The organism is Streptococcus anginosus subsp. whileyi MAS624, assembly GCF_000478925.1.
Lineage (GTDB): Bacteria > Bacillota > Bacilli > Lactobacillales > Streptococcaceae > Streptococcus > Streptococcus whileyi.
On sequence record NZ_AP013072.1, the window covers coordinates 1,057,351 to 1,069,765 of the forward strand.

Genomic DNA, 12,415 nt, shown 5'->3' on the forward strand with positions numbered 1-12,415 from the left:
AAGAGAGAAAGCATTGTTTGAGGAGATTGTATGTACCAAGCGCGCAATTTAAAAGAGCGAATGACCCTATTTATTTCGATTTTTTTGCCAATTTTGATTTATCAACTGGCCAATTTTTCAGCCTCGTTTGTGGATACAACCATGACAGGGAAATACCATACGTTGCATTTGGCGGGAGTTTCAATGGCGACTAGCTTATGGAGTCCGTTTTTTACTTTTTTGACTGGTATTGTCTCAGCCTTGGTTCCGATTATTGGACATCATCTAGGACAAAAACAGGAAGAAAAAATCGCTTCTGATTTTTATCAGTTTATTTATTTATCTCTCGGCTTGTCTCTTCTCTTGTTTGGGCTCGTTTTTCTAGGTGCACCGCTTGTTTTGTCCAATATTGGATTAGAACCATTAGTAGCAGAAGTCTCTATACACTACCTCTGGTATTTGGCATTTGGTATTATCCCTTTGCTTTTATTTAGTGTTGTACGCTCTTTATTAGACGCATTAGGATTGACAAGATTATCCATGTATCTTATGTTGCTCTTGCTACCGTTGAATGCCAGTTTTAACTACATTTTAATTTATGGAGCATTTGGCTTCCCAGAAATGGGCGGAGCAGGAGCGGGGCTAGGGACTTCGTTGGCTTACTGGGTGCTGTTAGTCCTTTCGGTGGTAGTTTCCAAAAGACATCCTAGAATAAAAAAATATCAATTATGGAAAATTCGACCTTTGGATAAAGAAGGATTGCAGGAAGGGATTCGTCTCGGTTTTCCTATTGGCGGGACTGTCTTTGCAGAAGTTGTGATATTTTCAGTCGTAGGTTTGCTCATGGCTAAGTTTTCTTCGTTAATCATTGCCAGTCACCAATCGGCTATTAGTTTTTCCAATCTTATGTATGCTTTTCCTATGAGCATTTCTAATGCTATGGCGATTATCGTTTCTTACGAAATTGGCGCAAAGCGTCTAGACTATGTCAGAAAATATTGTGTTTTGGGAAGATTGACTGCGCTTGGGTTCGCTGTTTTCACGCTGACATTTTTATATCTTTTCCGTTATCAAGTCGCTTCATTGTATGGAACCAACAAGGAATTTATACGTTTGACGTCCATTTTCTTAACTTACAGTTTATTTTTTCAATTAGCAGATACTTTCGCAGCGCCTCTTCAAGGAATTTTACGTGGTTATAAGGATACAAAAGTGCCATTTTATTTGGGATTGATTGGCTATTGGGGTGTGTCGTTACCAGTTGGATTACTATTAGATCACATGACAAATTTAGGTCCCTTTGCTTATTGGATTGGTTTAATTTCTAGTCTGGTTGTTAGTGGCATTTTATACCAACTTCGTCTCAATCATATTCAAAAAAGAAATTAGCTTAAATGTTGCATCTACATTATTTATCATTCTGAATTAAAAAAGAATCTCAGATTTTTATCCAAGATTCTTTTTTGTTATTTTGTACGCATTTCACCATGTGGGAAATAAGTCCCTTCTGGCATGTCGTTGATGATGACATGAACAGCAGATTGTGGCGCGCCAGTATTTTTCACAACAGCGGCAGTAACTTCTTTTGCAAGAGCCTTCTTTTGTTCTAACGTGCGTCCTTCAAATAAATCAATTCTGACAAATGGCATGTTATATCTCCTTTTTATCTTTGATATTTTTATTTTATCATAAATTAGGTTTTAAAGCGTGTCAGAATATGGTAAAATAAGAAGTATTAAAAATTGGAGAATTTGGAACGAATTAAAGAAAATGGCTCAGTTGTATTATAAATATGGCACGATGAATTCGGGCAAAACAATCGAAATTTTAAAAGTAGCACACAACTACGAAGAACAAGGCAAAGGTGTTGTCATTATGACGAGCGCACTTGATACACGTGACGGTTTCGGCGTTGTTTCTAGTCGTATTGGCATGAAGCGAAAAGCAGTTGCAATAGCAGAAGATACTGATATTTTCCGCTTTATTCAGGAAATGCCCGAAAAGCCTTATTGTGTATTGATTGATGAAGCGCAGTTCCTATCTCGCCGTCATGTCTATGACTTAGCGAGAGTAGTTGACGAATTAAATGTACCAGTTATGGCTTTTGGCTTGAAAAATGATTTTCGCAATGAGTTATTTGAAGGCTCGAAATATCTCCTGCTTCTAGCAGATAAAATTGATGAGATTAAAACAATTTGTCAATTTTGCTCCAAAAAAGCAACCATGGTATTAAGAACAACGAATGGTAAGCCGGTCTATGAAGGTGAGCAAATTCAAATCGGTGGGAATGAAACATATATTCCTGTCTGTCGGAAGCATTATTTTAAGCCAGAAATTGACGAAATGAAGAGTTAAGGAGAGGTGTAGCAAACGATGAATATTTATGAACAACTACAAGCCGTTGAAGATCGCTATGAAGAGTTGGGAGAACTTCTGAGTGACCCAGATGTTGTTAGTGACACCAAGCGTTTTATGGAATTGTCCAAAGAAGAAGCGAGTACACGCGATACGGTAGCAACTTATCGTGACTATAAAAGGGTGCTCCAAAACATCACAGATGCCGAAGAAATGATCAAAGACGCTTCTGGCGATGCTGATTTGGAAGAAATGGCAAAGCAAGAGATCAAAGATGCAAAAGCTGAAAAAGAAGAATACGAGGAAAAATTGAAAATTCTTCTTTTACCAAAAGATCCAAACGATGATAAAAACATCATCTTAGAAATTCGTGGTGCAGCAGGAGGTGATGAAGCCTCGCTCTTTGCCGGTGATCTTCTGACAATGTATCAAAAATACGCCGAATCGCAAGGATGGAAATTTGAGGTTATGGAAGCCTCCATGAATGGAGTCGGTGGCTTCAAAGAAGTAGTAGCGATGGTTTCTGGTCAATCCGTTTATTCCAAACTAAAATACGAATCAGGTGCTCATCGCGTACAGCGTGTCCCAGTGACAGAAAGCCAAGGACGGGTTCACACTTCGACAGCAACAGTCTTAGTCATGCCTGAAGTTGAAGAAGTAGAATATGATATTGATCCAAAAGATCTTCGGATTGACATTTATCACGCTTCTGGTGCTGGAGGTCAGAATGTCAATAAAGTTGCAACGGCCGTTCGGATTGTTCACTTGCCAACAAATATCAAAGTTGAAATGCAGGAAGAACGGACCCAGCAAAAGAATCGCGACAAAGCTATGAAGATCATTCGTGCGCGCGTAGCAGATCATTTTGCACAAATTGCGCAAGACGAGCAAGATGCCGAGCGGAAATCAACTATTGGTACTGGAGACCGCTCGGAGCGGATTCGTACCTATAATTTTCCACAAAATCGTGTGACAGATCACCGTATCGGTTTAACGCTGCAAAAGCTAGATACGATTTTAGCTGGAAAATTAGATGAAATCGTGGACGCCTTGGTATTGTATGACCAAACACAAAAACTAGAAGAATTGAATAAATAATGAAATTAGCTCAAATTCTTGCTGAAATGGAAAAACAGCTTGAAGCAGTTGGCGAAGAAGCTGAAAGCCTCTCCTTTACCTTTCGGTCTTTGAGAAACTTATCCTTCACCCAATTTGTGCTGAAAATGCAAGCAGAAGCAACAGCAGATGATATAGAATTACTGAAAAAGATTCAATCTCAATTATTGGTTCATAAACCTGCCCAATACATTATTGGGAACGCAGCATTTCATGGACATTCGTTCAAAGTAGATGAACGAGTGCTAATTCCCCGACCAGAAACCGAAGAATTGGTCAACCTTATCTTGTCTGAAAATCAAAATAGCAGTCTGAAAGTTTTGGATATTGGCACTGGAAGTGGAGCAATTGCTCTATCTTTGGCTGCTGAGCGTGCGAATTGGCAGGTCACGGCTTCCGACATTTCCCAAGATGCTCTGGATTTGGCGCAAGAAAATGCGGAAGCAATTGATGTAGCGATTGATTTTGTTCAGTCTGATTGCTTTCAGGCGATTACAGGAAAGTATGATATTATTGTATCCAATCCGCCCTATATTTCAGAGACGGACAGAGAAGAAGTAGAACTAAATGTCCTTGCTTCAGAACCTCATCTTGCTCTTTTTGCTGAAGAAGACGGGTATGCTGTTTATCGAAAAATTGCTGAGAACGCCCAAAAACATTTGACAGAAAAAGGTAAAATCTATCTCGAAATTGGCTACAAGCAAGGGGAACATGTAAAAAAATTATTTGAGTCTGCATTTCCAAAAATGAGAATTCGCGTCTTGCAAGATCAATTCGGAAAAGATAGAATGGTAGTGGTAGATAATGGATAAAATTGAGGAAATACTGAGCAGCGGAGGAGCGGTCGTGCTGCCAACAGAGACTGTATATGGTTTATTTTGTAAGGCACTGGACGAGCAGGCCGTCAGTCATGTCTATGACTTAAAAGGTAGACCTCGCGAAAAGGCCTTGAATTTAAATGTTTCAAGCTTAGAAGAAATTTATCAATTTTCCAAACATCAGCCTCAGTATTTAAAAAAGCTCTATCAAGCCTTTTTACCCGGTCCTTTGACCATTATTTTACAAGCTAATGAACAAGTTCCGATTTGGGTAAATTCAGGTATGAAAACAATTGGTTTTCGTGTCCCTAGTCATCCTAAAACATTGGACTTGATTAGAAAATTTGGACCTCTCATTGGTCCGTCCGCAAATTTATCTGGAAAGAGTAGCGGAGTAAACTTCCAGCAAATTATGACCGATTTCAATCACGAAGTTCTTGGTATAGAAGATGATGCTTTTCTAACAGGACAGGATTCAACTATTTTGGATTTATCTGGTGAAACAGCATATATTCTACGCCAAGGTGCTGTCACTTGCGAAGAAATTCTCGCTAAAATTCCAGAAATTCACTTCTAAACCTTGACTAAATAGGTTTTAGCCCCGCTTTAAGAGAAGGGAGACTCTTATGATTTTTGACCATAAAGACTATAAAGAATATGACGCTGAGCTTTGGGAAGCCATTGCTGCAGAAGAAAAACGTCAGCAAAACAATATTGAATTGATTGCTTCAGAAAACGTTGTTTCAAAAGCTGTTATGGCAGCACAAGGTTCTATTTTAACCAATAAATATGCCGAAGGTTATCCAGGTCGTCGCTATTATGGTGGTACGGACGTTGTGGATGTGATTGAGACATTAGCAATTGAACGTGCTAAAGAAATTTTTGGAGCAAAATTTGCCAATGTTCAACCCCACTCAGGCAGTCAGGCGAATTGTGCGGCTTATATGGCCTTAATTGAGCCAGGTGATACAGTAATGGGAATGGATCTTGCAGCAGGCGGACATTTGACACATGGCGCAGCTGTTAGCTTCTCTGGGAAAACCTACAACTTTGTACCTTATAACGTTGATCCTGAAACTGAACTTTTAGATTTTGATGCGATTTTGGCGCAGGCTAAAGAAGTCAAACCTAAATTGATTGTTGCAGGTGCTTCTGCCTATTCACATATTATTGATTTTGCTAAATTCCGTGAAATTGCAGATACTGTCGGAGCCAAACTCATGGTAGACATGGCTCATATTGCCGGTTTAGTTGCTGCTGGTTTGCATCCAAGTCCAGTACCGTATGCACATATTACGACAACTACCACTCATAAAACCCTTCGAGGACCTCGTGGCGGCTTAATTTTGACCAATGATGAAGAGTTGGCGAAAAAGATTAATTCCGCAATCTTCCCAGGAATTCAAGGAGGACCGCTAGAGCATGTCGTGGCAGCTAAAGCAGCTGCTTTCAAAGAAGTATTGGATCCAGATTTCAAAGTTTATGCTCAGCAAATTTTGGATAACGCTAAGGCAATGGTTCAAGTATTCCAACAACATGGTAATTTCCGTGTTATTTCAGGCGGTACGGAGAATCACCTTTTCCTTGTGGATGTGACCAAAGTCGTTGAAAATGGAAAAATCGCTCAAAACCTTTTGGATGATGTCCATATCACTCTCAACAAAAACTCTATCCCTTATGAAACCTTATCTCCATTTAAAACAAGTGGCATTCGTATCGGAACTGCAGCTATTGCAGCTCGTGGCTTTGGGGTAGATGAAAGTATTAAAGTTGCAGAATTGATTATTAAAACTTTAGAAAATGCAGAGAATGAAGCTGTTTTAGAGCAGATTCGTGCAGAAGTTAAAGAATTGACCGATGCCTTTCCACTATATGAGGACTGAAATGGACATTTACGTAAAAAAAGCTATTATTCATCAATTTAGTCCATCAGACACCGACCTTCTTTTAGCAGATAAATATCTTAATATTACTCCAAAAATTGAAGAATATCTTCGCAAAAAGATTGAACGTGTCTATTCAGATGAGGCCAAAACAGGTATTTTTACCGAAGATAATGTCTTTTTATCATATATGACAAAAGACCTTTTAGAAACTTCTATAACGATTGCCAATCTCTGGAAAGAGGAGTTTTCGGTGAGCGAAAATCAGAAAACCAATGATTTGATTTTTGTTCAATTTGACAAGGAAGGAGTAGAGCATCTTGCTTTTTTGCGCATTGCTCTGCGGGAAACCCTCACCCACTTAGGTGTAGAAGTAGATAATCCTATCAAGATTACCCAGAACAACTTGCCGGGATTTGGTACAGGCGCTGATGAAGCCTTGGTCATCAATCTTCAATCGCGTAAATACCATTTGATTGAAAAACGGATTAAATACAATGGTGCTTTTCTCAATTATTTTTCTGATAATTTATTACAAGTCCATCCTGAAATTTCTCCCAAGAAATCTATTAAAGCCTTAGAAAGAACGGCTCAAAAAGTTGCAGAAAGTTTTAATCAGGATGATTTTCAATTTCAATCCAAGGTTAAATCATCTATTTTCAAAAATTTAGAAGAAAATGATGAATTATCACCAGAAAAATTAGCAGATGACTTGTTTGATAACAATCTGACAGCTCGTTTGACTTTTATTGATCAGGTTAAGGAAACAATTCCAGAAACTGTTAAATTTGATGAAATTGATAGTAGTCGTCAGAAGAAAAAATTTGAAAATCAAAAACTCTCCCTTTCAAATGGAATTGAACTCATTGTCCCCAATAATATCTATCAAGATGCGGAATCCGTAGAATTCATACAAAATGAGAATGGAACCTATTCCATTCTCATCAAAAACATAGAAGATATTCAAAGTAAATAATGTTTAAAATTCTTAGAAAATTAATCATTCTCATTCTTTTAATCTTTGTTGGTTATAAACTTGTTCAAGTTCATCATGATGTTAAACAAGTGATGAACTACCGTAGCTTAGTGAGAGAAGTGCTAGATGAGCAGGATACTGCAGCCAACGAAGAACTCGTCCTTGCTATGATTTACACAGAAACAAAAGGAAAAGTTTCTGATGTCATGCAATCTAGTGAAAGTGCGACGGGTCAGAAAAACTCTATTTTAGATAATAAAGAAAGCATTCGTCAAGGTGTCCAGACCCTATCTGCGAATCTAAATGTAGCTCAAGAAAAGAAAGTAGATGTTTGGACCGCTGTACAAGCCTATAACTTTGGTCGAGCTTACATCGATTATATTGCAAAACACGGTGGTGAAAATACCCTTGATTTGGCAAAAAAATACTCCAAAAATGTTGTCGCACCAAGTTTAGGAAATGTGACCGGTAAAACCTATTCTTATTACCACCCCATCGCCCTCCTACATGGTTCTAAACTCTATATCAATGGTGGGAATTATTATTACTCCCGACAAGTTCAGATGAATATGCACATCATGAAAGTGATGAATTGGTTTTAATAACATCACCCCTAGTAGCTTATTTCTACTAGGGGTTTTCAAACAAATCAATTGTTATTTATATCGTTACATGTTATACTTAAAAATATATCTCACAGAAAGAAAAGCTAAACATGATGAAGAAAATAGCCCTAATTACAGGAATTTTAACAATTTTGATTGCTATTTCTACTTTTTTATTTTACCGTGTCAATGCTGAAGGGAAATTAGACAGACAGAAGTATGTGCAATCAACTACTCCAACCCTATTCTTTCATGGTTATGGAAGTAGTGCCAATGCTGAGCGACACATGACGAATGCAGCAAAAAAAACAGGAGTAACAAAAACAGTTATTCGAGCAAATGTTGATAGAAATGGTGCAGTTACGTTGAGGGGAGACATTCCCAAAGGCGCTATCAATCCAATCGTAGAAGTGAATTACGAAGACAATCGCAATCCTATTGATGTTGGACGATATGCAAAAGCTGTCGTCAGCAAGCTACAGGAAAAGTATGGCTTTACAAAAATGAATATGGTAGGTCATTCTTTAGGAAATATGTCGATTTTGTATTATCTTTTAGAACATGCTCAAGATGAGAACTTGCCACAGCTGCAAAAACAAGTGAATATCGCAAATTTCGCTGCCGGTTTAGAAGCTATGGGCTTATCATCTGATGTGAAAGTTGACAAAACAACTGGTCAGCCTAATCAAATTACGCAAACTTTCCAAAGATTATTACCATTACGTGAAGTATTCCCACAAAATCAAATTGATGTGCTAAATATCTATGGAGATTACAAAAATGGCTCAGACGGTTCTGTTTTAAATGCTTCATCTCGCAGCTTGAAATATTTGGTTGCTGATAATGCCAAATCTTATCAAGAAAAGAAAATTACCGGCAAACTAGCACAACATAGCCAATTACATGAAAACCAAGAAGTAGATAAAATACTGATTCAATTTTTGTGGGGAAAATAAACAGAAAAAGCCAAACTTCAAGAAATAAGAAGTTTAGCTTTTTCTGTTTATTGACTTTCAGTCCGTCTCGCGACCTTCGGTGCAAGACAAATAAACCGCTCGCTAATGAACTGCACCTCAATCGTTAGTTTTTGTCTCTAACTTTTTAGGTGCAGTTCATAGACTGGTAATCATGATTTTTATTCCCACTCACTAAAAGTCAGATATTGGCCATTTAGAATAGTTGATTTGATAGTGATTGTTAATACAATCAATAAGTTTTATTGGTTATTATTTGAGTCTTTTGTTGTTAATTTTTTGCCAAGGCCATTTGAACTTTCTTTTTGTTCTTCTGAACTTTTCAAATTCTATAATCTCATCTGCAAGTACTTTTGCTTCAGTGAATACGGTATCTAAAATGATTTCTTCATCTTTATCAAATTTGTTTTTGATAGCTAGTTTATTTTTGATTGCTAGTGTATCTGTGGACTCATCTAACAATTCAAGAACAATTGTAGCTTTTAAATCGTAAATCTCTTGTTCGCTAAAGTTCTTCAAATTGCTTAAGTCATATTTAGATATATCAAATATAATCCTGTCTTCAAAGGATGCTTGCCTACCTAATAGTTCATCGGTGGTAGTATCAAGTATTTTTGATAATTTTACTATATTCTCTAGAGTAGGTTCAGTTCGACCGTTTTCCCACTTGGCATAAGCGCTCTGTCCAATATCTAACAGTTGGGATATTTTTTCTTGGGTATATCCTTTATTTTTTCGTTTTTCTTTTAATCTGCTTGGAAAATCTAGCATACAGATACCTACTTTCAAAATAATTCCAAATAAGACTATTTTTTGTTGATAATTAGTCTTATTAAGACTAATTATACCAAACTATTCTGATATTTGGCAAGTAGAAGAGAGGGAAATGCCTATGATTGTATAAAAAAGTCTTTGAAAAGCAGAACTTTTCAAAGACTTGTCAAAAACAACTAACTAGATTATATAATATTTTTTAGAAAAGAGGAACAAAATAGTGAAAAATAAGATTAAACTAACGCCGGAATTATCTTTAAAAGATATGGCTCTTGAGAGCTCACAATTCTATATTCCTAAAAAGGTAAAAGTTGACTTTACACAAGTTCGCCAACGTAATAAATATAAAGACGGTAAGGCAACTGATATTGTAGAGGGCTATATGCTTAGTGGCATTGATGAACGGACAGCTCAAGCAGTAGAACCAGGTTTGATTGATAATGTTTATAGTCAAAAAAAACAGTAAGAGAATTTGATTTTACTGTTTTTTTTGCTTTATAATTACAATAGGTTAAATTTATATAGTATTAAATTTTCGGAGGATACATGGATGCCAAGAGAAGGAGTGACTATTTACGATTTATTAATTTCTTGCCCCGGGGATGTTACTGGCTATCTTCAATTAATTAAGGAAGCTGTTGATAATTTTAATAAACTGTATGGTAGTTTGAATAATATACAAGTATCAATCAAGCATTGGTCAACGGATAGCTTTCCTGAATCAGGTGATAAACCACAGGAATTATTAAATAAGCAAATTGTTAGGGAATGTGATGCCGCTGTTGCTATATTTTGGACAAGATTTGGTACTGCAACAGATAATTATGGATCCGGAACGGAAGAAGAAATTGAGGAGATACTATCAGCTGACAAACAAGTTTTTATGTACTTTTTAGAAGCTCCGATAATTCCGTCTAATATAGACCTTAAGCAATATGAAAAAGTGCAAGAATTTAAAGAAAGATATAAAGATAGAGGGATATTTTTTATAGTTAAAGATGAGAGTGATTTTCAAAGGCTTTTTACAAATCATCTATCACTTTATTTTTTAAAATTAATTTCAGAAAAAGAAACTTATCAAAACGAAAATATAAAACCGTTTTTGACAATAAGGGATAAAAAAACATTATCTGACGAAAATATTTTACCTAAACAATTTAGTTTACTGGAGTCAAAATTTATCAATGAAAAGCAAAGTAAGATTAACGAATATATAGATGAACTAAACAGTACCGTAATTTCTGAAGAAGCAGGTATATTAGAAGATAAAAGTAAAATGTTGACTATGCCTTCAAAAGAAAATGCGAATGTTGATTTTCTTTATCAAATAGCTGATTCTGTGGCCATTAGTGATAAATTCAAATATACTATAAATGATTTCGCTAAAGAAAACCAAATCAAACTACATGAAAATTTTTGGTATTTAGGGAATTTAATGAAACATAAACTTCAGGTACAAATTCCTTTCGGTAACAGTGGTCCTTCGTATATAGGGTCTGACAAGGAAAAGAAACGCTTTTCTAAATTAAACAAATTATATCGGGAAATAATATCTTACAAAGAGTACATTGAATATTTCATACATAGATAACATTAAATTTGTCGAACTAATCGTTTCTAACTTAGGTAAAACATATGATGAAGATATTGATGTAAAACTAATGGTACCAAAAGGTTGTCTATTAAAACATAATAACTTACTTTATCCAGAAGAGAACATAATTGAGGAGATACAGGAAATTGAATTAGATGAATTGCTATTTAAAATTGAAGAAAGTGACTCAGTTGATGCTTACTCTTATTTTCAAATAATCCCATCAAATATAGAAAGAGTTAATATTAATCCGCCTCTCACATATACTACAAAACCCAGTTATGAAGATCAAAAATACAACTATAAAAACTCTTTAGACCACATATTTATATATAAAGATTTTACAAATTCAGAATTTGATATTTTAAGATTTGGCATTGAGTATTTGAAACATAACTCCTCAATGGCATTTCCATCGATACTAATGTTTGAAAATGTACCTCAAACTGTCGAATATGAAATTACTTCAAAGCATATACCGGATGTAGTAAAGGGTAAGATACATTTAAAAATTGATTAATCAGGGTTTATTGGTTAACTGTGTATGAAGGTTTAATAGAAATATATTCAGAAACTTGATGTAGCGATGAAATAATGAATGAAGAAAATGATTTGATTAGTGGGGTTGAATTTAATAATAATTTTTATCGTATTTATGAATTGTCTGAAGATAATAGAGACTATGCTGGAGTTGTTAGTGAATCAAGGAAAGGTATGTATACAGAGAGTGCCAAAACTGTTAAAAAGATATTAGATTTAGGGAGTGAAAAATAGTTTTTGTTGTTAAAATGTTGTTAAAATAAAAGAAAAAGCCTTAGAAATGTTGATTTCTAGGGCTTTTTAAACTTATTAACTCTATTCCCATTCGATAATTATAAAGACGTTCCGTGTGTTGATTTACTAATAAGTAATACAGATTCTAGCAGGGAATTTTAAAAGAGGACAAGTGCTTCATGAATCAAAAATTAATAGCGATAGATTATCTATCTAAGCATGTTGAAGAGAACATTGAATTTGACAATATCAGTTACGAGAGCAATGTTTTTGACTATATAGAATTAGATGAAAAACTACTTCCTAGTGAGTATCAAAAAGTCTTTGAAGGAAACATAGTCAAAGTAGATATCTACATGTATGATGCAGTATATATTTACTTCATAAGTTTACTAGATTCTCCTCAAATAGGAAGTTTACTGGGAGTGGCAAAGGAACGCCAGTTGTTAGAATATAAATTTCTTAAAGAAAGGTAAGTAAGATGTTTGGTTTAATCTTAGTTTTAGAAGTAATAGCTTTAGTAGCTAAATCTGTTTCGAATGAGTTAAAGAGAAAAAAGTAATCTGT

The 12,415-nt window shown here is 35.5% G+C and carries 16 protein-coding genes; 14 read left to right on the forward strand and 2 right to left on the reverse strand.

The features are described 5' to 3' along the window. Nucleotides 1-30 precede the first annotated feature (30 nt). Complete coding sequence (locus ANG_RS05345; RefSeq protein ID WP_025271765.1) at nt 31-1,368, forward strand: MATE family efflux transporter; 1,338 nt, start codon at nt 31-33, stop codon at nt 1,366-1,368. Nucleotides 1,369-1,445: 77 nt separating this feature from the next. Here the strand turns inward: ANG_RS05345 and ANG_RS05350 are convergent, their stop codons facing one another. Continuing rightward, entirely contained in the window at nt 1,446-1,646 is a 201-nt protein-coding gene (locus tag ANG_RS05350) for a 4-oxalocrotonate tautomerase (protein WP_268741593.1), read from the reverse strand. A gap of 103 nt (nt 1,647-1,749) precedes the next feature. Between ANG_RS05350 and ANG_RS05355 the strand changes: the two genes are divergently transcribed. The 8 genes from ANG_RS05355 to ANG_RS05390 all read left to right on the forward strand — a co-directional run bounded on the left by ANG_RS05355 (nt 1,750) and on the right by ANG_RS05390 (nt 8,688). Beyond that, nucleotides 1,750-2,334, forward strand: coding sequence for a thymidine kinase (locus ANG_RS05355; RefSeq protein ID WP_025271766.1), 585 nt, complete (start codon nt 1,750-1,752; stop codon nt 2,332-2,334). Nucleotides 2,335-2,352: 18 nt separating this feature from the next. Next, nucleotides 2,353-3,432 carry a peptide chain release factor 1 gene (gene prfA, locus ANG_RS05360; RefSeq protein ID WP_003034443.1) on the forward strand — a complete coding sequence of 360 codons (1,080 nt, stop codon included), beginning with the start codon at nt 2,353-2,355 and terminating at the stop codon, nt 3,430-3,432. Beyond that, nucleotides 3,432-4,262, forward strand: coding sequence for a peptide chain release factor N(5)-glutamine methyltransferase (prmC, locus tag ANG_RS05365; RefSeq protein WP_003034466.1), 831 nt, complete (start codon nt 3,432-3,434; stop codon nt 4,260-4,262). Before prfA ends, prmC begins: the two co-directional genes overlap by 1 nt. Next, nucleotides 4,255-4,845 (forward strand): L-threonylcarbamoyladenylate synthase, encoded by a 591-nt coding sequence (locus ANG_RS05370; protein WP_003034403.1) that lies wholly within the window; start codon nt 4,255-4,257, stop codon nt 4,843-4,845. The genes prmC and ANG_RS05370 overlap by 8 nt, the downstream gene beginning before the upstream one ends. Nucleotides 4,846-4,894: 49 nt before the next feature. Then, complete coding sequence (gene glyA / locus ANG_RS05375; RefSeq protein ID WP_003034508.1) at nt 4,895-6,151, forward strand: serine hydroxymethyltransferase; 1,257 nt, start codon at nt 4,895-4,897, stop codon at nt 6,149-6,151. Nucleotide 6,152: 1 nt separating this feature from the next. Then, complete coding sequence (locus tag ANG_RS05380) at nt 6,153-7,127, forward strand: nucleoid-associated protein (protein WP_025271767.1); 975 nt, start codon at nt 6,153-6,155, stop codon at nt 7,125-7,127. Next, complete coding sequence (locus ANG_RS05385) at nt 7,127-7,729, forward strand: lysozyme family protein (protein ID WP_003034517.1); 603 nt, start codon at nt 7,127-7,129, stop codon at nt 7,727-7,729. The genes ANG_RS05380 and ANG_RS05385 overlap by 1 nt, the downstream gene beginning before the upstream one ends. Before the next feature lie 113 nt (nt 7,730-7,842). After that, nucleotides 7,843-8,688, forward strand: a complete 846-nt coding sequence (locus tag ANG_RS05390; protein WP_003034530.1) for an alpha/beta hydrolase — start codon at nt 7,843-7,845, stop codon at nt 8,686-8,688. Between the two features lie 270 nt (nt 8,689-8,958). Here the strand turns inward: ANG_RS05390 and ANG_RS05395 are convergent, their stop codons facing one another. Then, the gene (locus ANG_RS05395; RefSeq protein ID WP_003034524.1) at nt 8,959-9,477 is read right to left on the reverse strand and encodes a helix-turn-helix domain-containing protein; all 519 of its coding nucleotides are present in this window, start codon (nt 9,475-9,477) and stop codon (nt 8,959-8,961) included. 223 nt (nt 9,478-9,700) lie between these two features. Here ANG_RS05395 and ANG_RS05400 point away from each other — a divergent pair, with 223 nt between their 5' ends. The 5 genes from ANG_RS05400 to ANG_RS05415 all read left to right on the forward strand — a co-directional run bounded on the left by ANG_RS05400 (nt 9,701) and on the right by ANG_RS05415 (nt 12,324). Then, nucleotides 9,701-9,946, forward strand: coding sequence for a hypothetical protein (locus ANG_RS05400; protein WP_003034500.1), 246 nt, complete (start codon nt 9,701-9,703; stop codon nt 9,944-9,946). Between the two features lie 84 nt (nt 9,947-10,030). Next, nucleotides 10,031-11,071 carry a DUF4062 domain-containing protein gene (locus tag ANG_RS05405; protein ID WP_025271769.1) on the forward strand — a complete coding sequence of 347 codons (1,041 nt, stop codon included), beginning with the start codon at nt 10,031-10,033 and terminating at the stop codon, nt 11,069-11,071. Continuing rightward, the gene (locus ANG_RS11410) at nt 11,049-11,594 is read left to right on the forward strand and encodes a hypothetical protein (protein WP_003034504.1); all 546 of its coding nucleotides are present in this window, start codon (nt 11,049-11,051) and stop codon (nt 11,592-11,594) included. Before ANG_RS05405 ends, ANG_RS11410 begins: the two co-directional genes overlap by 23 nt. A 74-nt stretch (nt 11,595-11,668) precedes the next feature. Beyond that, entirely contained in the window at nt 11,669-11,848 is a 180-nt protein-coding gene (locus tag ANG_RS05410) for a hypothetical protein (RefSeq protein WP_003034550.1), read from the forward strand. Between the two features lie 179 nt (nt 11,849-12,027). Further along, complete coding sequence (locus tag ANG_RS05415; RefSeq protein ID WP_003034423.1) at nt 12,028-12,324, forward strand: hypothetical protein; 297 nt, start codon at nt 12,028-12,030, stop codon at nt 12,322-12,324. Nucleotides 12,325-12,415: the final 91 nt, after the last annotated feature.

What these genes read in the sequence shown, in the direction of transcription:
- ANG_RS05385 (WP_003034517.1), top strand. Translation starts at nt 7,127, where the DNA reads ATGTTTAAAATTCTTAGAAAATTAATCATTCTCATTCTTTTAATCTTT.
- prfA (WP_003034443.1), top strand. Translation starts at nt 2,353, where the DNA reads ATGAATATTTATGAACAACTACAAGCCGTTGAAGATCGCTATGAAGAG.
- ANG_RS05415 (WP_003034423.1), top strand. Translation starts at nt 12,028, where the DNA reads ATGAATCAAAAATTAATAGCGATAGATTATCTATCTAAGCATGTTGAA.
- ANG_RS05345 (WP_025271765.1), top strand. Translation starts at nt 31, where the DNA reads ATGTACCAAGCGCGCAATTTAAAAGAGCGAATGACCCTATTTATTTCG.
- ANG_RS05390 (WP_003034530.1), top strand. Translation starts at nt 7,843, where the DNA reads ATGATGAAGAAAATAGCCCTAATTACAGGAATTTTAACAATTTTGATT.
- prmC (WP_003034466.1), top strand. Translation starts at nt 3,432, where the DNA reads ATGAAATTAGCTCAAATTCTTGCTGAAATGGAAAAACAGCTTGAAGCA.
- ANG_RS05370 (WP_003034403.1), top strand. Translation starts at nt 4,255, where the DNA reads ATGGATAAAATTGAGGAAATACTGAGCAGCGGAGGAGCGGTCGTGCTG.
- ANG_RS05410 (WP_003034550.1), top strand. Translation starts at nt 11,669, where the DNA reads ATGAATGAAGAAAATGATTTGATTAGTGGGGTTGAATTTAATAATAAT.
- ANG_RS05355 (WP_025271766.1), top strand. Translation starts at nt 1,750, where the DNA reads ATGGCTCAGTTGTATTATAAATATGGCACGATGAATTCGGGCAAAACA.
- ANG_RS05395 (WP_003034524.1), bottom strand. Translation starts at nt 9,477, where the DNA reads ATGCTAGATTTTCCAAGCAGATTAAAAGAAAAACGAAAAAATAAAGGA.
- glyA (WP_003034508.1), top strand. Translation starts at nt 4,895, where the DNA reads ATGATTTTTGACCATAAAGACTATAAAGAATATGACGCTGAGCTTTGG.
- ANG_RS05405 (WP_025271769.1), top strand. Translation starts at nt 10,031, where the DNA reads ATGCCAAGAGAAGGAGTGACTATTTACGATTTATTAATTTCTTGCCCC.
- ANG_RS05380 (WP_025271767.1), top strand. Translation starts at nt 6,153, where the DNA reads ATGGACATTTACGTAAAAAAAGCTATTATTCATCAATTTAGTCCATCA.